At 42.3% G+C, this 22,582-nt stretch carries 24 protein-coding genes, 2 tRNA genes and 1 pseudogene; 15 read left to right on the forward strand and 12 right to left on the reverse strand.

All coding sequences use genetic code 11. The annotated features are described in order from the left end of the window. Positions 1–11: 11 nt before the first annotated feature. From gltS to H6G40_RS05265, 3 genes are all read right to left on the reverse strand, one after another. Positions 12–1,220: a sodium/glutamate symporter gene (gene gltS, locus H6G40_RS05255; RefSeq protein ID WP_069474960.1), complete on the reverse strand. Its 1,209-nt coding sequence runs from the start codon at positions 1,218–1,220 to the stop codon at positions 12–14. A 138-nt stretch (positions 1,221–1,358) separates the two neighbouring features. Further along, the gene (gene dnaK / locus H6G40_RS05260) at positions 1,359–3,263 is read right to left on the reverse strand and encodes a molecular chaperone DnaK (RefSeq protein ID WP_002750478.1); all 1,905 of its coding nucleotides are present in this window, start codon (positions 3,261–3,263) and stop codon (positions 1,359–1,361) included. Positions 3,264–3,921: 658 nt separating this feature from the next. Beyond that, positions 3,922–4,893, reverse strand: coding sequence for a hypothetical protein (locus H6G40_RS05265; protein WP_052276106.1), 972 nt, complete (start codon positions 4,891–4,893; stop codon positions 3,922–3,924). Between the two features lie 370 nt (positions 4,894–5,263). Here H6G40_RS05265 and H6G40_RS05270 point away from each other — a divergent pair, with 370 nt between their 5' ends. After that, positions 5,264–6,445 carry an RtcB family protein gene (locus H6G40_RS05270; protein ID WP_123230497.1) on the forward strand — a complete coding sequence of 394 codons (1,182 nt, stop codon included), beginning with the start codon at positions 5,264–5,266 and terminating at the stop codon, positions 6,443–6,445. Between the two features lie 112 nt (positions 6,446–6,557). Here H6G40_RS05270 and H6G40_RS05275 read toward each other — a convergent pair whose 3' ends face one another. After that, the gene (locus H6G40_RS05275) at positions 6,558–7,322 is read right to left on the reverse strand and encodes a YebC/PmpR family DNA-binding transcriptional regulator (protein WP_002734597.1); all 765 of its coding nucleotides are present in this window, start codon (positions 7,320–7,322) and stop codon (positions 6,558–6,560) included. A 214-nt stretch (positions 7,323–7,536) separates the two neighbouring features. Here H6G40_RS05275 and H6G40_RS05280 point away from each other — a divergent pair, with 214 nt between their 5' ends. From H6G40_RS05280 to H6G40_RS05305, 6 genes are all read left to right on the forward strand, one after another. Further along, positions 7,537–8,022 (forward strand): pentapeptide repeat-containing protein, encoded by a 486-nt coding sequence (locus H6G40_RS05280; RefSeq protein WP_002734112.1) that lies wholly within the window; start codon positions 7,537–7,539, stop codon positions 8,020–8,022. 171 nt (positions 8,023–8,193) lie between these two features. Further along, on the forward strand, positions 8,194–10,125 hold the full coding sequence (locus tag H6G40_RS05285; protein WP_069474957.1) for a transglycosylase domain-containing protein: 1,932 nt from the start codon (positions 8,194–8,196) through the stop codon (positions 10,123–10,125). Positions 10,126–10,240: 115 nt separating this feature from the next. Beyond that, the gene (locus H6G40_RS05290; protein WP_004162257.1) at positions 10,241–10,486 is read left to right on the forward strand and encodes a CopG family transcriptional regulator; all 246 of its coding nucleotides are present in this window, start codon (positions 10,241–10,243) and stop codon (positions 10,484–10,486) included. A 77-nt stretch (positions 10,487–10,563) separates the two neighbouring features. Continuing rightward, a complete protein-coding gene (locus H6G40_RS05295; protein WP_002746508.1) occupies positions 10,564–11,160 on the forward strand; it encodes a GUN4 domain-containing protein in 597 nt (198 codons plus the stop codon). 212 nt (positions 11,161–11,372) lie between these two features. Continuing rightward, positions 11,373–11,948, forward strand: coding sequence for a Uma2 family endonuclease (locus H6G40_RS05300; protein WP_002777660.1), 576 nt, complete (start codon positions 11,373–11,375; stop codon positions 11,946–11,948). Positions 11,949–12,020: 72 nt separating this feature from the next. Further along, positions 12,021–12,830 (forward strand): DNA adenine methylase, encoded by an 810-nt coding sequence (locus H6G40_RS05305; protein ID WP_002777661.1) that lies wholly within the window; start codon positions 12,021–12,023, stop codon positions 12,828–12,830. A 319-nt stretch (positions 12,831–13,149) separates the two neighbouring features. Here H6G40_RS05305 and H6G40_RS05310 read toward each other — a convergent pair whose 3' ends face one another. The 5 genes from H6G40_RS05310 to H6G40_RS05330 form a co-directional block, all read right to left on the reverse strand. After that, positions 13,150–13,485: a type II toxin-antitoxin system PemK/MazF family toxin gene (locus tag H6G40_RS05310; protein ID WP_002731935.1), complete on the reverse strand. Its 336-nt coding sequence runs from the start codon at positions 13,483–13,485 to the stop codon at positions 13,150–13,152. After that, entirely contained in the window at positions 13,486–13,740 is a 255-nt protein-coding gene (locus H6G40_RS05315) for a hypothetical protein (RefSeq protein ID WP_069474956.1), read from the reverse strand. Between the two features lie 107 nt (positions 13,741–13,847). Then, positions 13,848–14,348 carry a PIN domain-containing protein gene (locus H6G40_RS05320; protein ID WP_002731701.1) on the reverse strand — a complete coding sequence of 167 codons (501 nt, stop codon included), beginning with the start codon at positions 14,346–14,348 and terminating at the stop codon, positions 13,848–13,850. After that, entirely contained in the window at positions 14,345–14,590 is a 246-nt protein-coding gene (locus tag H6G40_RS05325) for a UPF0175 family protein (RefSeq protein ID WP_002770804.1), read from the reverse strand. The genes H6G40_RS05320 and H6G40_RS05325 overlap by 4 nt, the downstream gene beginning before the upstream one ends. Before the next feature lie 154 nt (positions 14,591–14,744). Further along, positions 14,745–15,461: a PEP-CTERM sorting domain-containing protein gene (locus H6G40_RS05330; protein WP_002733176.1), complete on the reverse strand. Its 717-nt coding sequence runs from the start codon at positions 15,459–15,461 to the stop codon at positions 14,745–14,747. A 341-nt stretch (positions 15,462–15,802) separates the two neighbouring features. Here H6G40_RS05330 and H6G40_RS05335 point away from each other — a divergent pair, with 341 nt between their 5' ends. Together H6G40_RS05335 and H6G40_RS05340 are read left to right on the forward strand one after the other, a co-directional pair. Then, positions 15,803–16,048 carry a hypothetical protein gene (locus H6G40_RS05335; RefSeq protein WP_002734321.1) on the forward strand — a complete coding sequence of 82 codons (246 nt, stop codon included), beginning with the start codon at positions 15,803–15,805 and terminating at the stop codon, positions 16,046–16,048. Further along, on the forward strand, positions 16,041–16,292 hold the full coding sequence (locus tag H6G40_RS05340) for a type II toxin-antitoxin system RelE family toxin (protein WP_004162266.1): 252 nt from the start codon (positions 16,041–16,043) through the stop codon (positions 16,290–16,292). Before H6G40_RS05335 ends, H6G40_RS05340 begins: the two co-directional genes overlap by 8 nt. Before the next feature lie 317 nt (positions 16,293–16,609). On the opposite strand, the gene H6G40_RS05345 is transcribed toward H6G40_RS05340, so the two are convergent. Together H6G40_RS05345 and H6G40_RS05350 are read right to left on the reverse strand one after the other, a co-directional pair. Further along, positions 16,610–16,682, reverse strand: a tRNA-Arg gene (locus H6G40_RS05345). A gap of 88 nt (positions 16,683–16,770) precedes the next feature. Continuing rightward, the gene (locus H6G40_RS05350) at positions 16,771–17,910 is read right to left on the reverse strand and encodes a ferrochelatase (RefSeq protein WP_002733662.1); all 1,140 of its coding nucleotides are present in this window, start codon (positions 17,908–17,910) and stop codon (positions 16,771–16,773) included. A gap of 198 nt (positions 17,911–18,108) precedes the next feature. Here H6G40_RS05350 and H6G40_RS05355 point away from each other — a divergent pair, with 198 nt between their 5' ends. Next, entirely contained in the window at positions 18,109–18,867 is a 759-nt protein-coding gene (locus H6G40_RS05355; protein WP_002777666.1) for an LmeA family phospholipid-binding protein, read from the forward strand. Between the two features lie 154 nt (positions 18,868–19,021). On the opposite strand, the gene yidD is transcribed toward H6G40_RS05355, so the two are convergent. Continuing rightward, on the reverse strand, positions 19,022–19,252 hold the full coding sequence (gene yidD, locus H6G40_RS05360; RefSeq protein WP_002732315.1) for a membrane protein insertion efficiency factor YidD: 231 nt from the start codon (positions 19,250–19,252) through the stop codon (positions 19,022–19,024). Between the two features lie 55 nt (positions 19,253–19,307). Here yidD and H6G40_RS05365 point away from each other — a divergent pair, with 55 nt between their 5' ends. The 5 genes and pseudogenes from H6G40_RS05365 to H6G40_RS05385 all read left to right on the forward strand — a co-directional run. Then, complete coding sequence (locus H6G40_RS05365) at positions 19,308–19,994, forward strand: diacylglycerol/polyprenol kinase family protein (RefSeq protein WP_002732430.1); 687 nt, start codon at positions 19,308–19,310, stop codon at positions 19,992–19,994. An 88-nt stretch (positions 19,995–20,082) separates the two neighbouring features. Continuing rightward, the gene (locus tag H6G40_RS05370) at positions 20,083–20,955 is read left to right on the forward strand and encodes an aldose epimerase family protein (RefSeq protein ID WP_190537365.1); all 873 of its coding nucleotides are present in this window, start codon (positions 20,083–20,085) and stop codon (positions 20,953–20,955) included. Between the two features lie 63 nt (positions 20,956–21,018). Further along, positions 21,019–21,090 (forward strand) — tRNA-Lys (locus H6G40_RS05375). Positions 21,091–21,119: 29 nt separating this feature from the next. Continuing rightward, positions 21,120–21,722: a tRNA (adenosine(37)-N6)-threonylcarbamoyltransferase complex dimerization subunit type 1 TsaB gene (gene tsaB / locus H6G40_RS05380; RefSeq protein WP_190537367.1), complete on the forward strand. Its 603-nt coding sequence runs from the start codon at positions 21,120–21,122 to the stop codon at positions 21,720–21,722. Positions 21,723–22,139: 417 nt separating this feature from the next. Further along, positions 22,140–22,582: pseudogene (locus H6G40_RS05385) on the forward strand (IS5-like element ISMae4 family transposase); the annotation flags it as partial.

Genomic DNA, 22,582 nt, shown 5'->3' on the forward strand with positions numbered 1-22,582 from the left:
GATAAAAATTTTTAAGTCAGAAAATTCAAAAATTGCTGGATGATAAAAGCATTAAACAAATCAATAAAAAATGCCCCCACCAAAGGAACAATAATAAATGCCTGGGGAGAAGCCCCAAAATGTTCCGTCACCGCTGTCATATTGGCAATCGCTGTGGGAGTTGCCCCTAGAGTTAAACCCAAATAACCGGCGCAAACTACTGAAGCATGATAGTTTTTTCCCATTAAGGGAAAGACCAGTAAAACAGTATAAATAATACTGAGTGAGAACTGCACTAATAACAGGATAGCAATCGGTCCGGCCAAATCAATCAATGTCCATAATTGTAAACTCATCAAGGACATAGATAGGAACAAACCGAGACTAACATCAGAAATTAAGGCTAAAGAGGGCGTATTAGCGGGCCAAGGAAAGCGTTTCAACACCAAAGGTATGGTATTAGTCAGGATAATTCCTGCCAATAAACAGGTGACAAAATCCGGTAATTTTAAACCAAGGGGAGTCACCCAGTAGTTAATCTGATTACCTAAACCGATAGTTAAACCAATCACTAAGATTGAATGGAGCATTGTATTGTAATCGATATTGACATTCCTCTGGCTTTGTTTAATTCCCACCGTTAAATCTTGATCTTGATTATTGGCTCGCAGTCGATTTCTCGTAATTAACCATTTGGCCACCGGTCCGCCAATAATTCCCCCTAAAACTAGCCCAAAAGTAGCACTAGCTACACCGATTTCTGATGCTTTGGCGATGCCATAATTATCACGAAAAATAGAAGCCCAAGCAATGGCAGTCCCGTGACCCCCACTCAAAGAAACGGAACCAGCAATCAAACCGATGGGTAAATCTAATCCCATCACTTTTGCCACTCCTAACCCAGCTAAATTTTGTAGAATGAGATAAACCACGGCGGTTATTAATAAAATTAGCAAGGGTTTACCCCCTTGCAGCAGGGTTTTTAGTTTTGAGGACAGCCCGATAGTAGTAAAAAAAACGATTAACAGGGCATCCCGAACATTAAGGGTAAATTCAATTTGCCATTTAAAAACAGCAAAAAATAGACCTAAAAACAAGGAAGCCAAGACACCACCAGCAACGGCATCAGGAATGTTATAATCTTGCAGAAATTTGATATTTTTGGTTAAATACTTACCGAGATAGAGGACTAGAATAGCCATAATAATTGTCTGGCGTTGGCTAAATTGGTAAATTTCCATTTTCTTAATCTTAGTCCTCCAAGATGGTTCACTTAAGTTTAGTCCTAATTTTCGGTGACAGCCTTATCTTTAAGAAAGCCGCAAGGAAAAAAGGACACAAGTTAACTTGTGTCCTTCCCGAAGCTAAGAACTTAATTTTTATTTAGCGTCGGAGAATTCCGCATCGATGACATCATCGCCACCACCAGCACCACCAGAGGGGCCATTGTCATTATTGCCACCGGGGGGATTGCTAGGGGCTCCTTGCTGATACATACTACTACCGATCGCGTAGAGGGCTTGTTGTAATTCCGGTAGGATGGTTTTGATCTTACCATCATCGTCTTGAGCGATCGCTTCTTTCAGGTCTTTAATCAACCCTTGGGCTTTATTTTTCTCAGATGGAGGAACCTTATCGCCTAACTCTTCCAACTGCTTCTCAGCTTGATAAACCAAGGAATCAGCTTGATTTTTGCGTTCAATGCGTTCACGACGTTCCTTATCCACCGAGGCGTTCGATTCTGCCTCATTAACCATGCGTTCCACTTCATTTTGGGGCAAGGTAGAAGCGCCGGTGATGCTGATCGATTGTTCTTTTCCTGTACCTTTATCCTTAGCGGTGACATTGAGAATACCGTTAGCATCGATGTCGAAAACCACTTCGATTTGAGGCACACCACGAGGAGCGGGAGGGATACCATCGAGTCGGAAAGTTCCCAAACTCTTGTTATCTTTGGCCATTTCCCGTTCCCCTTGCAGGACGTGGATTTCCACGTTAGTTTGTCCATCTACTGCCGTGGAGAAAACTTCCGATTTTTTGGTGGGGATAGTGGTGTTGCGGGTAATAATCCGCGTCATCACACCGCCGAGGGTTTCCACACCCAAAGACAGGGGCGAAACATCAAGCAGAAGAATATCTTTGACTTCACCGGCGAGAACACCACCTTGAATAGCGGCGCCGACGGCTACCACTTCATCGGGGTTAACGCTTTGGTTAGGATCTTTGCCCAGAACTTTTTTAACTAATTCCTGGACGGCGGGAATCCGGGTTGAACCACCGACGAGAACCACTTCATCGAGGGCAGATTTATCGATTTTGGCATCACGGATGGCATTTTCGACGGGAATCCGACAGCGATCGATTAAATCGGCGCAAATTTCTTCAAATTTAGCTCTGGTTAGGGTAGTATCTAGGTGTTTTGGTCCTTCGGCGGTAGCGGTGATGAAGGGCAGGTTAATTTCCGCTTGGGTAACGCTAGAAAGCTCAATTTTGGCTTTTTCTGCCGCTTCTGTGAGACGTTGCAGGGCTTGTTTATCTTGACGGAGATCTATTCCTTCAACTTTTTTGAATTCTCCGGCTAGATAATCAACGATTTTTTTATCGAAGTCATCACCACCGAGATGAGTATCTCCAGAGGTAGCGAGAACTTCAAAGACACCATCACCCACTTCTAGAACCGATACGTCAAAGGTTCCTCCACCCAAGTCAAAAACGAGAATGGTTTCGTTAGCTTTTTTGTCTAATCCGTAGGCAAGAGAGGCGGCGGTGGGTTCGTTGATAATGCGGAGAACTTCAACCCCAGCAATTCTCCCGGCATCTTTGGTGGCTTGACGTTGGGAGTCGTTAAAATAAGCGGGTACGGTGATGACTGCTTGGGTAACGGTTTCGCCGAGGTATTTACTGGCATCTTCCACCAGTTTCCGCAGTACCTGGGCGGAAATTTCTTCGGGGGCGAATTGTTTGCCCTGGGCGGGACAGTCTAATTTAACGTTGCCGTTGCCGTCCTGGAGAGTTTTGTAGGATACTTCTGTGGCTTCGTTGGTAACTTCGTTGAATTTCCTGCCGATGAAGCGTTTGACGGAATAAAAAGTATTTTGCGGGTTCATTACCGCTTGACGTTTGGCGATTTGTCCTACTAGGCGATCGCCACTTTTGGCGTAGGCGACGACTGAGGGCGTGGTTCTAAACCCTTCGGCGTTGGCGATAACGGTGGGTTTACCCCCTTCCATAACCGCGACGCAGGAGTTAGTCGTCCCTAAGTCAATTCCAACTACTTTTCCCATAATCTTTGTGCTGCTCCGATACAAATTATAGTGACTTCTAGAATCGGAACTGTACTCGGTTTTTAGGCGATACCCACCCCTATCAGTTCCTTCGTTATCTCTATAGTGCAAAATAACCCCGCTTTCTTGATAGTGTAGGTATCCGAACCTTTTTGGTAGTATTGCTAATGTCAGTTCGGGATCAAAGAGTTAGTGGTGAAGGAAAGGAGTCAGAAGTGAGACAAACTCTTAGTTCTTACCACTCCATGCTCGCTCTCCTTGGTTTCCCTGGAGTGGTGGTGGAAATCCCTCACTTCCTCTCTTTTAAGTAGAAAATATGAATCTCAGACATCAAGATCATTACCAGAGTTCAGAAATTTACCGCACTTTACGGCTCTTCTCGACTTTGTGTGATAATTTTTGCTTATGGAATCGTGAAATGCTTATCGGGCAAGACTTTTAGGGCTATTTTGCGGAAGAAAGTATCAGTATAGACCTCGTTTCCACACAGAAACCAGAAGAGCCACTTTACTTTATTAATAACTGAAAGATCGTGCTAAGTAGGGAGGCACAATTATTTGTAGGATGGGTTAGCGGTAGCCTAACATGAGCGGGCGTTGGGTTTCATGCTTCAACCCAACCTACGTTCATCTTATATTTAATTCCACCCACCTACTTATTAATATAAGATTATGTAATCATGAGTAAAAACAATTGTTCCTGTGCGTATTCCATTTATTTCTTGAATATAAGTATCGGTGTCATATCGTTTAAATCTGCTATCTTGAAAACTGTTAATTAACCCAGGAAAATCCTCTAATTCAGAGGCACTAATTAATCTATTTCCGTAAAGAAGATCACCAGAAAAAACCCTAAAGGTAGAAGAACGGGTTTCCTCGGAAAATAAACTGCTACAGTTAGGTTGTAAATAGATGTAGATGTAGGCCAAACGCATATCTACAGAAGGCACAAATTCTAAGCCCAAATCAAAATAGCATAGAGTAGGTGGATTAAAAACAGATAAAATAGATTCCCGATAATTATCAGGCTTTCCAAAACTTCTCAACTGAATAAGATGACTACCAGTATTGACTCCCCCTCCTCTTAAATTGTTAAGAGAACATTGTTGAAAGTCAAGAAAGGTTTTAGTTATCGTTCTTTGCCAACTATTAATAATGACTAGAGAATTTCCCCAATACCTATACTGTTCTGGTCGGCGATCGATCTCGATACCAATAGGATCATCCGATTGACGGGGTTCTACCATGCGATAATAGTAAGTGTAGTTGCTAAATTTTACTCTTCGCGGCCCTGGAAGATCATTAACAAAGTTTTTCGCATCTACTTGCTGGCCAAATTCACAAACACTTTGATAATCTTTTATAGTAAACATTGGTAAAAGAATATCTGGTGGCGGCAGTTTGATTTCATCATCAGACCAACGACCTGTAAAAATCCAGGCGGCTGCCCGCTCAGAAACTACCCAAGCAAGACCTCTATATACAGGAATATTGTCAATACTCATTGTTAATAAATAAATCTGATCATTTATTTTGTAACAATTATCCCCAAAACTCTCAAGGATTGTGGCATCGATCTCAGCTAAAGGTTTGCCAAATGGAAGTGCGAGTAAATCAGTAAGATTGCTCATCATTGAATTTTTTGACTAAGTTACTGTTTCTGTTATACGCTATTTAGATGCTGAACAGCTTACTGTTTACCGATCACAGCAAAAAGCTCCCCAATGCCTGCTCTTTCTGGGAACTTGTTGATAACACGAATGTAGTATATAATGTAATATAGGTAATAAGCTGTACTGCATTTAAACTGCGTCTTGACAATTTTAGTACAAATGCTCAGAACTCTGGTGCAGTCTGAACGAGTAATTTAGATAGTCAACAGCTTATCCTCTGGCGCTAAAACACGATCGCCGATCACAATTTATCTAATTCATCGCAGAATCTCAATTGCCTTATTGTCTTAGTTGCATCCGCCTTTTATCTGATTATTTCATAAAAACTATGGCTTACGAAACTCTGGAACTTTCCACCCCGACACCGATTTTATCTTGGGCAGGCCATGAATTGGGGACCCAAGAAACCCAAATGGCCAAAAATGTTGCCTCCCTACCTTTTGTTTATAAACACATTTCTTTAATGCCCGATGTTCACTTGGGTAAAGGTGCTTTAGTCGGTTCGGTGATTGCCACCAAAGATGCCGTAATTCCCGCCGCCGTCGGAGTCGATATCGGTTGCGGCATGGCTGCCCTAAAAATGCCTTTTACTGGTGAACAATTGCAGGGAAAACTTAAAAAAATTCGCCTCGATGTAGAGGCGAATATTCCCGTCGGTTTTGCGGAAAATAAAGAAGTGGATCGGGAAGTGACTAAATGGTCAAAATGGGGGGAATTTAAACAGATTCATCGAGGGGTACAAAACCTAGAGAAAAAAGCCCTTAAACAAATGGGTTCTCTGGGGGGTGGTAATCACTTTATCGAAATTTGTTTAGATACAGATAATCAAGTTTGGTTAATGCTCCATTCCGGTTCTAGAGGTATTGGTAATCAACTGGCCCAATGTCATATTGATACTGCCAAAGAGTTAGCCAAACTAGCAGAATGTAAATTACCCGACCTCGATTTGGCCTACTTTGTTGCCGGTACAGAAGAATTTGCCGCCTACTGGCATGACCTACAATGGGCGCAGGAATATGCCCGTTATAATCGGGAAATTATGATGGCTAGATTTAAACGGATTGTTGAAAAACATCTAGCGGGAGGCAAACCAACTAAACCCCTCTTAGTAGTTAATTGTCATCACAATTATGCCGAAAAAGAAATTCATTTTGGGGAGGAGGTTTATGTCACCCGCAAAGGAGCCGTCCGCGCTAGAGAAACCGATTATGGCATTATCCCCGGTTCCATGGGAGCGCAATCTTATATTGTTAAAGGTAAAGGAGAACATAATAGCTTCTGTTCCTGTTCCCACGGGGCCGGGCGCTTGATGTCGAGAAATCTGGCTAAAAAAACCTTTACTCTTGATGATTTAATCGCCCAAACCCAAGGGGTTGAATGCCGCAAGGATGAGGGGGTTATTGATGAGATTCCAGGGGCTTATAAACCGATCCAACGGGTGATGAATCAACAAGCTGATCTAGTGGAAATTGTCGCCACTCTCAAGCAGGTGCTGTGTGTCAAAGGTTAAAAATCATGGCCAGAGCGATCGATTTTTACGGAACCCGAATTTTTACGCGATTTTGGGGACAGATTATTTCTTGATTGGGCCTAGAATCAGTGAGCAGTCCGGGAATTTAGGATCACAGATCCCCTAACATCAATTCCTCAACTAAATCAAAATTAGCCGTCACCGATTGCACATCATCGAGGGATTCTAGGGTGTCGATTAACTTGAATAAAAAACGGGCCTGGTCTCGATCGCTCACTTCTAGGGTATTAGTGGGAATCCAGCGTAATTCTGCTTCTTTGACCTTAAATCCCGCTGCTTGCAGAACCTTATTCAATCTCTCCAGGTTAGACACCTCAGTAAAAACTTCTGCTCCTTGACCTTCCTCCTCACTGTCAAAAAACTCGTAGGATTGGGCCTGGCCCTCTAGGGAAGCTTCTAAAAGCTTATCCTCATCAATAGTTCCCTCAAGGCGAATTACCCCCTTATGGTCAAACATCCAGCCCACACAGCCCGTTTCACCTAAATTACCGCCATTTTTGCTAAAAGCCGCCCGCAGATCCGCAGCCGTGCGATTGCGATTATCGGTCAGTGCTTCGATCAGGATCGCCACACCCCCCGGACCATAACCCTCGTAGCGAATTTCCTCAAAAGCCGAGTCATTTTCCCACGTTCCCGCCCCTTTAGCGATCGCTCTTTCGATATTGTCATTGGGAATACCGGCCGCCTTGGCTTTTTCGATCGCCGTGCGTAGCTGAAAATTGCCCGCCGGATCGGGAACACCGTTACGCGTAGCCACGATAATGGCCCGGGATAACTGGGTGAAAGTTTGCCCTTTTTTGGCGTCAACCCGCGCTTTTTGTCGTTTAATATTTGCCCATTTACTATGACCAGCCATATCTATCTAAGATATCCAACATCAAAAATCTAGCAGATCGATCGCCCTTGGTAAATCCGGGGATAATTGTCAACGAGTGCCGGGTAATGATAATAAATCGTGTTGAGAAACTATAGAGGGGCGGCCAGTTCGAGCATTTGTACTACAATTCCCGATAGGCGGTTTAAATCCAGTACAGCTTATTATAGAAAAGGTTGATTGATCAGGTGGCAATATGGCGCAATTTTCTCGCAAAACTCTACTAATCTTGTTTGCTAGTATATTAGTATTATTATTCTCCTTAGCTCCGGCCCAAGCCCTAAGTTACAATAACCGCAATTTGACCGATAATGACTTTGGGGGGCAGGATTTGCGCGATTCCACCTTCGATCACTCTAATCTGCGCGGTAGTAACTTCAGTCATGCCAATCTGGAAGGAGTACGCTTTTTTTCTGCCAACTTGGAGGGGGCCGACTTTAGCGATGCCAATATGAGAAATGTGGATTTAGAATCGGCCCGTTTAACCAGAGCCAACTTTACCAATGCCGTTCTCGAAGGAGCTTTTGCCACTAACATTTTAATCAAAGGTGCAATTATCGACGGAGCCGATTTTACCGATGCAATTATTCGCTCCGATGTGGAAAAGTATCTTTGTGAGATAGCCACAGGAACTAACCCCATAACTGGCAGAAATACCCGCGATACCCTGTTTTGTCCCTGATATCTAACTATGCTGCTCCTAATCCCCCTGCCATGGCCGATCGAATCTAGAGCCAGATCGGCCATAATTGCTGTAAGCTAGTATTCGATTTTTTAACAAAACCTATAGAATAGACTTTCAAGCCAGTTCGATCGATCAGTCCCCTCTTGGAAAAAGGAAATTGTAACCATCGTGTCCACCAGTACCCTCGGCAATCAAGACAAAGAGCAGCAGTCCAGTAGTTCCCCCGATAGCTTTCTTCAGGGAGTCTCTAGAGTCGCAGGGGGAACCGCTCTCGGCCTGTTGATGGTATCCACGGCCGTGGTGACGGGGGCTGTGGTAGGATTAGCGATCAGTTACCGCAATCTACCCGATGTGAGGATTTTACAGGGCTATGTCCCCACGGAAACCAGTTATATCTATGATGTTAAAGGCAGACCCCTGACCAGCTTACACGGGGAAGCACATCGGGAAGTGGTGGAACTTGATCAAATTTCTCCCAATCTGAAACGCGCCGTGATGGCGATCGAAGATAGCCATTTTTATCACCATCGTGGTATTAATCCTAATAGTATCGGTCGAGCAGTAGTGGCTAACTGGAAAAGTGGCGGTGTGGTGGAAGGTGCATCTACCATCACCATGCAGTTAGTCAAAAATATCTTTCTTTCCCATGCTCGCACCGTTAGCCGTAAATTAGCTGAAGCAGTCCTAGCAATACGAGTAGAACAGGTTTTTAGCAAAAATGACATTCTGGAAATGTACCTCAATAATATCTATTGGGGTCATAATAATTATGGAGTCCAAACCGCCGCTAAAAGTTATTTTAATAAACCCGCCTCCGAGTTAAATTTAGCAGAATCGGCGATGATGGCCGGATTAATCCAAGCGCCGGAAGTTTATAGTCCTTTTAATAATTATAAAACCGCCAAGGAAAGACAGGCACTGGTTCTCAGTCGGATGCGTAGCTTAGGTTGGATTACCCCCGCACAGGAAGAGGCCGCCTTAAAGGAACCTCTGAAACTGGGTAAACCCACCGCTTGGCAAGAAAGTAAGTTACCCTATGTCACCGATGCAGTGGTGGCAGAATTGCGGCAAAAATTTGGCAAAGAAACTCTAATTAAAGGGGGAATGCGGATTCAAACTACGATCGATCTTGACTTTCAAAACATGGCCGAGTCCACCATTCAACGGGCCTATAATGGCTTGCGTGGTCGCGGTATTCGCACCAAAGACCTACAAATTTCTCTAGTTGCGGTGGATCCCCGCACCCATTTCGTCAAGGCGCTCGTCGGTGGCGTTGATTACAATAAAAGTCAATTAAACCGAGCTATTCAATCCCGTCGTCAACCGGGGTCAGCTTTTAAACCTTTCGTCTATTATACTGCCTTCGCTAGTGGTCGTTTTACCCCCGAAACCGTGGTTAATGATGCTCCCATCCGTTTTCGCGAGGGCGGCGGCTTCTATAGCCCAAAAAACTACGGTGGCGGCTTTTCTGGTCCGGTTTCCCTGCGTAGCGCTCTGATGCAGTCTCTGAATATTCCCGCGGTTGTTCTCGGTCGTCGTGTCGGGATAAATAAAGTCATTGAAGTCTGTCGTCTGCTGGGTTTCGAGAGTCCTTTAATTGCCGTCACTTCTTTACCTTTGGGTTCCGTGGATGTGACTCCTCTGGAAATGGCGGGAGCTTACGCTACTTTTGCCAGTAATGGCTGGCATTCCGAGCCGACCTTTATCATGCGTGTTACTGATAGCCGGGGTAACGTCATGCTCGATAATACACCCAAACCGAAGCTAGTTTTAGACCCCTGGGCCACCGCTTCTCTTAACTCTGTCCTACAGGGAGTTATTCAGGGAGGAACAGCAACCTCGGCCCAAATCGGTCGTCCAGCAGCGGGAAAAACCGGTACTACCGATAACGAGAAAAATGTCTGGTTTGTCGGTTATGTTCCCCAATTAGCCACCGCAGTGTGGATTGGAGATGACCGAAACCGCACTTTAGGTAAAGGTATCACCGGCGGTGGTTTTGCCGCTCCCATTTGGCGCGATTTCATGGCACAAGCTCTGAAAAATGAACGGGTAGAATATTTTCCTTCTCCTTCCAAATTTCGCAAACCAACAGTTAAGTAGATGGTTAATCTAATTGGTTTGATCGTAATTTATCGATCGAGTAAAGGTGGCTATGTTAAAAATGAAACCCACGCTTTGAGCCTTCAGGTTTCCTACGATTAATAGGTAAGTTACCATGAGTACCATCCAAGTTCAAATTCCCGACTCATTACAGAAAAGTTTAGATGATCTAGCGGCTCGTGATGGAATTTCGATCGATCAATTTATCTCTACTGCGATCGCTGAGAAACTTTCAGCGTTGATGACAGAAAATTACCTAATAGAAAGGTCCAAAAAGGGAAGTCGAGAAAAGTATCAGGCAATCTTAACAAAAGTTCCCGATGTTGAGCCAGAAGCCTATGACCGGCTGCCGACTGTCTGACATATCACTGCACCCGACTTTCTGCTAGACTTTGACAAGGCGGGTGAGTTCAACCGTTTGACTAGCTGAGAGACTGTATGTCTGGGAAAAAGTTAGGTATTCATACTACTATCGAAATTGTAGCTTTTCTATCAGCTTTGGCTACAATTATGGGTTTTGTCTATTTTTTCTATGATCGCCACTTTGTAACTTGTAAACCTATGGAGGGATTTTCGTCAAACAGAGATGCTTATTATTCATGTCTTCGTAAACTGCTTAAAGAAAATAGGTGGGAGGACGCTAATAGAGAGACTCTAAGACTAATGTTGCAAACGGTCAATAGAGAAGGAGAAGGATTTATAGATACAAAAACTATGAAAGAATTTCCTTGCAAAGATTTGTTGATTATTGAAGATTTGTGGTCAAAAGCAAGTCAAGGCAGATTTGGCTTTGATACTCAGCAAAAAATATGGAAAAGTGAAGGCGGTGAACCCTATTTAACTGATGAGAATTCAGAGGCTTACCATAGGTTTCGCAGTGCAGTGGGATGGAAAAAAGGAAAAGATCCTAACTTTTCTCTGAATGCTCCATATGGCCATTTACCAATATTAGGATCTCATGGAAAAATAGGAGGAATTGCAAACACATATCGAATTGCAGAGTGTCTAGAAAAGAAAGAGTGGGAAGCGCCATAACCAAGGTGAGAGCATCTCAAATGCTATTGACAATTGGCCAATTTTGTGATCTTTGTGGGCATTTCCAGTGATACTGGTCAGTTAGAATAGTTAAGAAATCGACCCATTTGATTGAGAGGGCAAATTCTCCTCAAATATACCTGAATCGTCGGTAAGCAACCCAGATAAAGTTCATTTATAATAAAGTCACAAAAAAACCTTTGCTTGAAACGATGACGACTTCCTTGACTGAGGGTATCACCCTTGAAGATTTCCTCGAATTGCCATATTTGGAGGATTCTCCAGCATGGGAATACTTGCATGGAGTCGCAATTCAGAAACCCATGCCTAAGACTCGACACTCTATCCTGCAAAAACGTCTTTTAGCTGCGGTTGACAGCCACACTGTTGATTATACAGCCTTACCTGAGTTGCGATGTACCTTCGGCGGGCGTTCGATCGTTCCTGATGTTGCCGTAATTGCATGGAATCGAATTAACCTCAATCAAGCAGGTGAACCAGAGGACGACTTTAGGGAAGCACCTGATTGGACTATCGAAATTCTTTCACCGGATCAAAAGGTAAACCGTGTAATTGACAACATTTTACATTGTTTAAAACATGGCAGTAAATTAGGATGGATGCTTGATCCAGATGATTATTCTGTTTTAATGTTTACTCCCCAACAAGAGCCGGAAGTTTGCAGAGGGGATCACCAACTTAAGGTAATTGCAGGGGTTGAGTTGACACTGACTCCACAACAAATCTTTGCATGGCTAAAAGTTAGTCAAGCTAGACAAAGTAAGTAAAAGTCGGGGGAGAAGCACGAGGACTAACTTGGTCGTTAGACGGAATTCAATAATAAACGGATTTAGTATAAAATGTCAAAAATTAAAAGTCCCTTGCGTTATCCCGGGGGGAAATCCCGGGCAATTAAGCAAATTATGCCGCAAATTCCTGTGAATATTAGGGAATATCGAGAACCTTTTTTTGGTGGGGGTTCTGTATTTTTTGCTGTTAAGCAACTCTTTGGACAACAAATAAAAACCTATTGGATTAATGACTTAAATTATGATTTATATTGTTTCTGGCAATGCGCTCAAGAAAATATTGAGTTATTGGTAGCAAAAATAACAGAAATTAAACAGAAATATGATACTGGACGAGAATTATTTCAAGATTTAACAAGGGAAGATTTAAAGTTAACCGACTTTGAGAAAGCAGTGCGTTTTTTTATCTTAAATCGGATTACTTTTTCGGGAACAGTGGATTCGGGAGGTTATTCTCAAGCAGCTTTTACCAGTAGATTTACTGATTCATCAATGGCCAGATTAACTCAAATTGCGCCGTTATTAGCATCAGTAAAAATTACTAACCAAGACTACGAAGAATTATTATTTGCTGAGGGAAAAGAAGTTTTTATCTTTCTCGATCCCCCCTACTATAGTGCCACAAAATCCCGTTTGTACGGTGTGAGAGGTAATTTACATACCAGCTTCGATCATCAACGTTTTGCCGATAATATGCGTCAATGTCAGGCTAAATGGTTAATTACCTACGATGATTGTCCAGAGATACGAAAACTCTTTAATTTTGCCCATATTATCGAGTGGAATCTTCAGTATGGCATGAATAATTATAAACAAGGAGCGGCGGCATCTGGTAGGGAATTAATGATCAAAAATTATTAGTGCGATGCCGAAGGCACTGCGTAGCAGTACGCTAATCTTATAGCGATTGTCCCCAAGACGATAGGAGAGAATTTCCCATCCCTAGTTAGGGTTTGCGGCAAAAAGTTTTTCCTGGTGGCAGGGTGTGGGGTTTGGGGTTTGGGGTTTTACCCATTTTCAGGTGGTCAATTACCTAATTTTCAGGGAAAAAGTACCTGAATTTTCCCCCCAATCACTCCAAAGGTCGGCACTTTTTGAGGAAAAAAAAGTCCAAAAGTCTTATCCAACAAGGTTTTTAGATTTATTCAGCAGACCCTAATTAAACATTCATATTAGTGTTTTATGTTAAATCTAATGTGTATCGCATAACATCTTCCAATTGCTGTAAATAACTAGAAGAAAGTGTCCCCAACTGTCGTTGAAGTCGTTGTCTATCAATAACAACAATTTGATAACATAAGGCTACTGATTCCTGATTTAAGCCTCCTTGTCCTGCGGGAATAACCATTGTTCCGGGAATTTGTGCGCGACGTAAATTACTGGTTAATGGAATTACAACAACAGTGCTAGTGAAGCGATCAATATTGTTATGTTGGACAATAATAACAGGTCGAATACCAGCTTGTTCTGAACCACGACTCGGATTAAAATCAGCTAGATAAATATCGCCTCGCATTTATTCCTTATCCTCTTGTTCAAGGTGAGATAAATAATCGGGTAAAATACTTTCTGAAAAGCTAATATTCTCTTGAGCAAATTCATTTTGTAACGATTGTGCTTCTGCATCTGAAATATTATCCCATTTCTGAAAACGTGAATTTCTTTGTAAGGATTTGACAAATTCAAGGACTTGTTGCTGTTTTTCTAGCGGTAAAGTCTTAATACTTTGCAAAATCTGGTCTTGAAGATTATTAATATGGGTGACAGACATTTCAACTTTTACTATATTTACACTAGACCAACCATTTTACCACAAAAAAACGCTCTTGTTGTCAATTAGTTAGCAACAATTAAATAAGAAGATTTTGAAGGCTTTAGTTATGGGTTTTCATCAATTTCTTGCGCTGTTTTTAATATGTCTAAATACAATATTTGATTAACACGGAAACCTGCTTTAAAAATCAAATCATCCATTAACGGCTGAATATTAGGAATTAATCTTCTTCTTTTGGCAATTAATAAAATACCTAAAATTCCAATAACATTCAATCCTAAACTAATTGCTTTCTTTCTGCCAGGGTTCTCGTCTATAATTACTCTATCAGCATTTGAAGAAATCGCTAAAGCTATCGTTTCTGATTCTCCTCGGTGTAATTCCTTCTGTAATTCTTCTAATAATAACCGATTCTCTAACTCTCGCTTTTCTATCCAGGATAGGGTTTGAACTTCAATAGTGCCAGGAACTGAATAACCTAATCCTGTCATTTCTTCATAAACAGCCACTGGAATAATAATTGTTCCATAGATATCATGGAGCAAGTTAAGATAGCCGATAGCAGCTAAACTGGTAATCGGAGAGGTGTTACTAACAACAATCACAGATCACCTAAGGTTTTTAAGGTTTGTAATTCTTGTTGCCAATCTACACTATCATAATTTACACAAATATTCCTCTTGGCGACTTCTTGACGAAATTCAATTAAAGATAAGTTGGCAAAATCAGCCGCTTTTGCGCTACTGATATGATAGTCTCTAAACATAATGATTGCCAGTTCTAGTTGCAACAGTTGCTCGTTTTTTCCTGTTGCTTGTATAATTTCGTTGGGAATCACAATAGTCATTAAAAATTAAAATATTTGTATAAACCGCCCCATTATATCACAAAAAAATACTTGTGATCGATTAATTAATAAAAATTAATGAATAGAAACATGGACAAAAAATAACCCCTCAACTGACTAAATGAAGGGGCATTTATGGTATTTTAGAAGCAATTTAGCCAACTTTTGTGGTTTCTTTTTCAATGGATTGGGAGGGTTTTAGTTTGCGCTTCAGGGTTGAAGCTGCGCCGATAGTGCCGAGAGCGAGGAAGCCTAAAGTAGAAGTGGGTTCGGGAACTGGTTGGACACCCAAAAGTTCGCCATCAAAAGTAACTTCGCTGGCAAAGACCCACGCAGTGCGTCGATTTAGAGTAAGTTGTAGGGAACTACCACTAAAATTTAATCCTGAAAAAGTATAGGATGTTGCCTCTGAACCAGGCGGATCAGTAAGAGTTCCCGAATCGTAATTAGAGCTGCCCATACTTAATAATATACTTTGCGGTACGGAAATAGCAGCATCACCATTTAAGTCAGCCACATGGACAGTAACTGAGTTTATCCTGACTGTGCCAGCAAAGTTAAAAGTAATGACAGGATTCCGGTCTAGCCAACCAACATAAGGTCCTGTACCGTCTGGAACTTCTACATCAATCCACCTTTGTGTAGGAATTATGCCATCAGTTAGATCTCCAACTCCTCCGCTGAGAAGAGCATAATCTAGCGACGTGTTTCCAGTGCCATTATATTTCTTGTCCCAGTATCTAGAGCCGCCTCCATTTTCCATATCATAACTGATAGGTGTAATTTGAAGAGCATTAGCAGTACCTATTGTTGCCAAACTGATAAGTACGGCTCCCCCAATAGAATTTTTGACAAGTTTAATGAATACCATGATAGATGCCTCAAGACATTGAAGTTGTTAGTGGGATTTAACTGCTTTTTGGCAAAGTTGGCAAAGAGTAAATTGATACGATCGCTTTTCTAGCAGCCAAGTTAACCAGCAGTTTTACCTAACCCTAAAGGGTCAGCAAAGACAACAATACACATTCCCCCCCCCACAATTGTATTTTTTGATACAATTTAATAAATTTTTACATTCCTCTCTTAATCCCGATAAAGAAACCGCAGAACCAAGTCGGTTGTGAACAGCCCACCGCTTTTACCATTTTTGGTTAGTATCTGGATGTGGTATTATTTGAGGTGTGTTCGGATTATCTGATACGATCAAGGTCTATGACAACTTACTATGAAATCCTCAGCCAAATAGAGAATCTTCCCCTTACGGATAAGTTGCGACTTTTAGAGGATTTAAAAACTATCATCAAGCCGACCGTAGCGCCAAAAGATGACGATGAGATCATTCCAGCCGAAGAACTTGCTGAAAGCCAAGCAGCATGGCAAGATTATTTATCCGGTCGAGATACTGGAATCACTTCAACAGAATTAAAATACAAATTATTTGGAGATAAACTTGGCTGATTATATTCTACTTAGACAAGCAGAACGCTCCTTAGAAAGGATGCCTAAAAATGATCAAATTCGTCTTCTTGAAGCTTTGGATACTTTGATTTCGGATTCTACAAAATTAGATATTAAACCCCTTTACGGAAGAGATGAACTAAGATTGCGAGTAGGTAAGTATCGAGTGTTGTTTTTTGAAGATAGAAATAACAATCTATACGTCATTACAACTATTAAACCTCGCGGCGATGTCTATAAATAATACCAGAACTCTTTTCTAGACTGCTGTTTCTCCTTTCGCCATAAGACAGTGATTCACAGAAGAAGGAGTTTCAGGTGTTTTCCCCTGTTTTACCCCTTTTCAGGCGACCTATCCTCATTCCGTGAGATATTGTGGCGCAGTATGTCCTATTCGCCTTTGCCTTCTCCCTTGACTGATCCTCAACTCGATCGCCAACTAAATTAAACACAATTAATATCAACCGACGGGATTCAACTGACCCAATTCCACGCTCACCGCATCAAAGCGATTGTCCCCGGGACAAGAGGAGAGAATTTCCAATCCCTACTTAACAATAACGGGTACGGTAGGGATCGAACCTACAACCGTCCGCTTAGAAGGCGGATGCTCTATCCATTGAGCTACGTACCCAGGAAAGCACAATTATAGATTATAGCTCCAACAGTGACAAGTGGTAGGACTAATTTTCGCCGTTGCCCCTCTTTGCCACTGTCCAAGCTTAATGATGATGGTGATGTCCGTGGTGATGATGGTTATCGGAATGAATGTGAGGAATTGTTACAGAACTATTGACAGATAAAGTCTCTTGTGACAGTAAAGCTTCGATATGTTCATCGGCCCAATCGGCAGCCATCCGGCAAAATTCGGGGTTATCGTTGACACAGGCCATCTGCACATAATTAACTTGGTCGTGTTTGCGGCGTAAAGCTTCGATAATATGCTCCACATCCAGTAAAGTTTCGTGATTTTCCGTAGCAAAGCCAATCGGCATGAAAATTAAAGCTTTGGCCCCTAATTCAATCAAATTCTTCGCCGCTAACTCTGCATTCGGTTGCGTCCATTTAATTAAGGGGGTTTGGTGATTTAACCAACCCACAGAAATCAAGGGATAACGATAGATTAATTTTTCCCGGACTAACTCGTATAAAGCTTGACTTTCATCGATTCCCGACGTAAATCCCTTAGCTTCGTGGGGACAACCGTGATTCATTAAAATAATGCCAATTTGCGAGGGAAGACAGCTACTAGCTACCTCGGCCGCGATTTTTTCCTCCACTAACCGCGCCATTAGCTCTATATAAGCGGGTTGGTTATAAAACGAGGGAATATAGCGCAATCCTTTGACCCAATGTTCCCCCGTTTGTCCTTGAGCTAAAGCTTTATTAACCTGTTCGATGGCAATGCCACTGGTAAAGATAGAATCAACAACGAGGAGAGGATAGATCAAAATTTTCTCGAATCCCCGCTCGCGGATTTCCGTTAATATCTGTGCCGGTAAAAAAGGCGCACAGAAGTTAAACGCTTTGAATACCTCCACCCGATTACCCCATTTTGCCTGTAAATTGCGCTCAATTTCCTGTCTTTGATGCTCGAAAATGTGGTTATGGGGGGAAATAAAGTGATTATGCTGGTGCTGCCATTCGTGTAGGTCAAATAGGGCCAATAATTTCGCTAGGGGAGGATAAACCCAAGTCGGTACAGGAGCGAACTTAGCCGTCAGCAAATTTAAGGCCTGTTCATTATAGTTGGCGAAGTCCTCATAACTCTCCACTTCCCCGTATCCCATCAATAATACCGCCACTTGATCGCTGTGGTTGTGGGTAGCGGCTAACGGTTGTTGATCTGAAATGGCAACCACGTTTTTAACCCCGATTTTCTAAGTGAAAAACGCTATATCACTGGGATAGTAGCGTTTTTCCATCCTATCCCCTCCCACGCGATAGACCGCTAAAAATTTATAACCTCTACAGAATCATACAGATTGCTTATCATCTTCATTAATAAAACGATATGTAAAGAAACTTTAAATAATGTTAAGATCGTTGCAGTTCCACCTATGAGAGATATGACAGCAGGCGTGTTTGGTAGCTTACCTTTTCCCAATCAGAGCGGCGATCAACTCATCAGTAAAGTGGTGAGTGCTGCGATCGCTGCATTATTCAAACGCACAGGCAAGCTGACAGCGACTGTCCGCGCCGAACCCGTAGCCAAATTACTGCAAGGCAGTATCGACGGTTTTGACTTTATCGGTCAGTCGATGCTCATGTACAATGGCCTACGCATCGAAGCCATGGAATTGTATGTGCAGGCAGTGGCGATCGATTTTAGTGCCATTTTTACCGGACAGGTGAAACTCCGTCAACCGACGCGGGCCACTTTGCGGGTAGTTTTAACGGAAGACGACTTAACCACCTCTTTTAATACACCTTTTATTGTCGAAAAACTGCAAAGATTAGAGTACGAAGGTAAATCAATTCACTGTCAGAACACAGAATTAATTCTCAATGACGATAAAACTTTAACTCTCAAAAGTCTAATTAAATTGGCAGAAGAAGAACCAATTCTGCTAGAAATGACCACGGCTGTGGTTGTGGAAGAACGGCGAAAAATTCAATTTGTTGATGTGGTTTACCAAGGGGACGAAAGATCGAAAGCTTTAGGAGAAGCTTTAATCAGCCATGTTAACAACCTTATGGATTTAGATAAGTTTGCTCTCGATGGTACTCAATTAAGGGTCGATCGACTACGTTTAAAAGATAAACAGATTATCTTTTATGGTATCGCCGATATCGAGCGTTTTCCCAAAAGAAAATAGGCAATCATCAACGGGTCTAAAAATATCAAGAGTTTTACAGACTTTACCCTAAAGATGAAGTATAACCTAGTTTGCTATTGACTCCTGAATCCTGACTCCTGAATCCCCAAAACGAAAACTTCTTATCTCACCATTGAGATAACTGCTGTGGCTTTTAATCGTGCTTGTGGCTACAGGGAGGCACAGGATCGTAACCTCCGGGGTGAAAGGGATGACAACGGAGAATACGCTTAATTGCTAACCAAGAACCCCGTAGCACACCAAAGCGATCGATCGCTTCTATGGCATACTGGGAACAGGTGGGTTGAAAACGACAGGAAGGGGGAAATAGCGGCGAAATAAACCGTCTATATCCCTCAATTAAGCCAATAAAAATTCCTTTCATCAATGTCACCTCGATCGCCTAAACTAAATAGATAGTCAATTTTCGCTTTTGCCACGTGGAACTATCCCACCCTCTCCTATTTTCGATCAGTTTAGTCGCCTGTTACCTAGCTGTTCTGATTCTGATCGCTGAAAAATTAAAAAGTGTTTTCAGTACCGATGGCGAAATTACCCGCAAAGTTGTCCACATTGGCACAGGAAACGTCATCCTTTTTGCCTGGTGGTTAAATATCCCCGCTTGGGTGGGAATAAGTGCGGCCATCCTAGCGGCAATTATTGCTATACTATCCTATTTTTTACCCATTTTACCTAGTCTTAATAGTGTCGGTCGCCGTAGTTGGGGAACTTTTTTTTATGCTGTTAGTATCGGTGTTCTTGTGGCTTATTTTTGGCCAATTTCTCACCCCGAATACGCAGCAATGGGTATTTTAATTATGGCTTTAGGAGACGGATTAGCAGCCCTAGTCGGACAAAATTTCGGTCAACATCCCTACAAAATTTTCGGCAGTGGCAAAAGTCTGGAAGGTTCCCTGACTATGTTAGGAGTCAGCTTTCTAGTCAGCTTGATTATTTTATCTTTTGTTAATGGCATTAATCCGCCAATTATTCTAGTATCTTTATTGACAGCGATCGGAGCTACTATTCTAGAAACTTTCTCGAAACTGGGTATAGATAATCTCACTGTACCCGTTGGTAGCGCCGCCATTGCCTATTTTCTTACTCAAATTTTCATCTCAAGCTAGTCTATCTCAGCTTTCAAACTACCGAAGAACGATGATATTCACTGGTAACTGATCACTGGTAACTGATAACTGATAACTGATAACTGATATGACTTTTACGATCACTCAAAACCAAAATCAATACCTTACCTATTGTCTCAAGGATGAAGAGGCTGACGCTTATCTGGAAGTGGTTCCCGCTAGGGGAGGAATCATCACCCGTTGGCAAATTTGCGGAGAAGATCTTTTATATCTGGACACAGAAAGATTCAAAGATCCTAACCTCAGCGTCCGCGGAGGAGTCCCGATTTTATTTCCTATCTGCGGCAACTTACCCGATAATACCTATCAATACCAAGGCCGAAACTATACCCTCAAACAACACGGATTTGCTCGTGATTTACCTTGGCAAGTCAGCAAACAAAGCAGCGAAACCGCCGCTAGTTTAACCCTAGAATTAAACAGTAATGAAGCCACTTGTCAAGTCTATCCCTTTGATTTTCAATTAATCTTTACCTATCAACTGCAAGGAAACAGCCTCAGAATTCACCAAAAAGTAATCAATCTTTCCCCCGAAAAAATGCCCTTTTCTATCGGATTTCATCCCTATTTTCAAGTCACCGATAAAACCCGATTGTCCTTTGATATTCCCTCCTCCCAATACCTCGACCAACGCACGAAAACCTTCCATTCCTACTCTGGTAACTTTGACTTTAATCTCGAAGAAATTGATGCCGCTTTTCCGCAAATTACGCGCCATCAAAGTGGTTTTAGTGATTCTTATCATCAGCGCCAAATTGTCCTCAGTTACGACGATCTCTATACAACTATAGTTTTTTGGACCCTGAAAGATAAAAATTATATCTGTCTCGAACCTTGGAGCGCTCCCCGCAACGCCCTTAACACAGGCGAACATTTGACCTACCTAGAACCCCAGAGCAGCCGCGAGGCGATCGTGGAAATGCGAGTCAATCAAATTTAAATTACCCCTTGACTTAGCCTCGATAAGATGTTATATTGATGAATCGTGTGCAGAACACGAAACGGGTCGCTAGCTCAGCGGTAGAGCACTCGGCTTTTAACCGATTGGTCTTGGGTTCGAATCCCAGGCGACCCATAAAAACTTACTGATACAGAAAGATCGACTTGTCTTCCCCTGTCTATGGATTAGCTTTGCATACCAGCAGTCCCCAACTGGGACTGGCCCTCTCTAATTTCAGGGATGATAGTCGTCAACAAACTTGGGACTTAGACAGGGATTTATCAAACCTATTCCACCCCTATCTAAAAAAGTTCCTAGCCCCGCAAAAATGGGCAGATTTAGCCTTTCTCGCCACTGCTAGGGGTCCGGGGAGCTTTACCAGTACCCGCATCGGTATAGTCACCGCTAGAACCCTAGCACAACAATTACAGCTACCGATTTTTACCGTCTCCAGTTTAGCGGCCTTTGCTTGGTCACAACGGGATTTTTACCCCCTTGATACCTATCTAGCCCTAGAAATGCCCGCCACTAGGGGACAATTGTATGTGGGCATCTATCGGGGTAATCGGGTTTATTTAGCTGATAGCCTGATGACTTTGGAACAATGGCAGCAGACCTTAGAAAACTTAACTATTCCCTATCAAAGATTACCTACACCCAACTATTTAGGCATAAATGCCCCCGCTATCCTCGATTTAGCCCATTTGGATTGGCAAACGGGAAAACGCCCCCATTGGTCGGAGGCGCTACCATTTTACGCGATGTGATTGGGGTTTGCGGCAAAAAGTTTCTCGTGGGGTGTGGGGTGTAGGGTTTTACCCATTTTCAGGGGGTCAATTACCTAATTTTCGGGGAAAAAGTACCTGAATTTTCCCCCTGATCACTCCCACGCCTGGCACTTTTGGATTTCAAAAAGGTCTAAAAGTCTTACCCAACAACCCACATTCCGCACCCTAAGTGTCACAACGTCTCAAAAGAGGAAGGAGCGTGAGTCAAAATACTTATCTAGAGGAGTGAGTTGGCGGCAAGCTGCCGGCAACTAAGCCGAAAATTTCAGGGTTCCCCCAGTAATTCTCAATAAACAGTGCTTGTTGAGAATAGACCTCTTGCATAATTTTTTTATGGTATAACATAAGGTTTTGCTTTTTTCTCAATTCTTAGATTGAAGTGGAAAAAAGAATAAAATCGGTGTGTATAAACAAACATATAGAAAGATGGTAGAATCAGTAAAAAGTGTTGAAGCCGACTCTAATTCACCATCTAAAATGGGACCGAAACCTAAACTATCTATAGAAGAACAAGTTTTAGTAACGTTAGAATATTGGCGAGAATATAGAACATATTTTCACATTGGTACAAGCTGGGAACTATCAGAATCAACTATATGTCGGATTGTAAATAAGACGGAAAAAATGCTTTTACAATCGGGAAACTTCCGTTTAAAAGGAAAAAAAGCTTTACTCAATCAAGCAGAGATACCGGTCGTAACGGTAATGGATGTAACGGAAACTCCCATTGAACGCCCCCAAAAGAAACAGAAAGATTTTTTTTCGGGTAAAAGAGGTTATCATACTTTAAAATCCCAATTAGTAGCTGATCAAAATACCGAGGAAATTATCTGTGTCTT

This window comes from Microcystis viridis FACHB-1342 (assembly GCF_014698335.1).
In the GTDB taxonomy this organism is placed as follows: domain Bacteria; phylum Cyanobacteriota; class Cyanobacteriia; order Cyanobacteriales; family Microcystaceae; genus Microcystis; species Microcystis ichthyoblabe_A.

Coding starts and splice junctions, on each gene's coding strand:
- gltS (WP_069474960.1), bottom strand. CDS start 1,220: ATGGAAATTTACCAATTTAGCCAACGCCAGACAATTATTATGGCTATT.
- dnaK (WP_002750478.1), bottom strand. CDS start 3,263: ATGGGAAAAGTAGTTGGAATTGACTTAGGGACGACTAACTCCTGCGTC.
- H6G40_RS05265 (WP_052276106.1), bottom strand. CDS start 4,893: ATGAGCAATCTTACTGATTTACTCGCACTTCCATTTGGCAAACCTTTA.
- H6G40_RS05270 (WP_123230497.1), top strand. CDS start 5,264: ATGGCTTACGAAACTCTGGAACTTTCCACCCCGACACCGATTTTATCT.
- H6G40_RS05275 (WP_002734597.1), bottom strand. CDS start 7,322: ATGGCTGGTCATAGTAAATGGGCAAATATTAAACGACAAAAAGCGCGG.
- H6G40_RS05280 (WP_002734112.1), top strand. CDS start 7,537: ATGGCGCAATTTTCTCGCAAAACTCTACTAATCTTGTTTGCTAGTATA.
- H6G40_RS05290 (WP_004162257.1), top strand. CDS start 10,241: ATGAGTACCATCCAAGTTCAAATTCCCGACTCATTACAGAAAAGTTTA.
- H6G40_RS05295 (WP_002746508.1), top strand. CDS start 10,564: ATGTCTGGGAAAAAGTTAGGTATTCATACTACTATCGAAATTGTAGCT.
- H6G40_RS05300 (WP_002777660.1), top strand. CDS start 11,373: ATGACGACTTCCTTGACTGAGGGTATCACCCTTGAAGATTTCCTCGAA.
- H6G40_RS05305 (WP_002777661.1), top strand. CDS start 12,021: ATGTCAAAAATTAAAAGTCCCTTGCGTTATCCCGGGGGGAAATCCCGG.
- H6G40_RS05310 (WP_002731935.1), bottom strand. CDS start 13,485: ATGCGAGGCGATATTTATCTAGCTGATTTTAATCCGAGTCGTGGTTCA.
- H6G40_RS05315 (WP_069474956.1), bottom strand. CDS start 13,740: ATGTCTGTCACCCATATTAATAATCTTCAAGACCAGATTTTGCAAAGT.
- H6G40_RS05325 (WP_002770804.1), bottom strand. CDS start 14,590: ATGACTATTGTGATTCCCAACGAAATTATACAAGCAACAGGAAAAAAC.
- H6G40_RS05330 (WP_002733176.1), bottom strand. CDS start 15,461: ATGGTATTCATTAAACTTGTCAAAAATTCTATTGGGGGAGCCGTACTT.
- H6G40_RS05335 (WP_002734321.1), top strand. CDS start 15,803: ATGACAACTTACTATGAAATCCTCAGCCAAATAGAGAATCTTCCCCTT.
- H6G40_RS05355 (WP_002777666.1), top strand. CDS start 18,109: ATGAGAGATATGACAGCAGGCGTGTTTGGTAGCTTACCTTTTCCCAAT.
- yidD (WP_002732315.1), bottom strand. CDS start 19,252: ATGAAAGGAATTTTTATTGGCTTAATTGAGGGATATAGACGGTTTATT.
- H6G40_RS05370 (WP_190537365.1), top strand. CDS start 20,083: ATGACTTTTACGATCACTCAAAACCAAAATCAATACCTTACCTATTGT.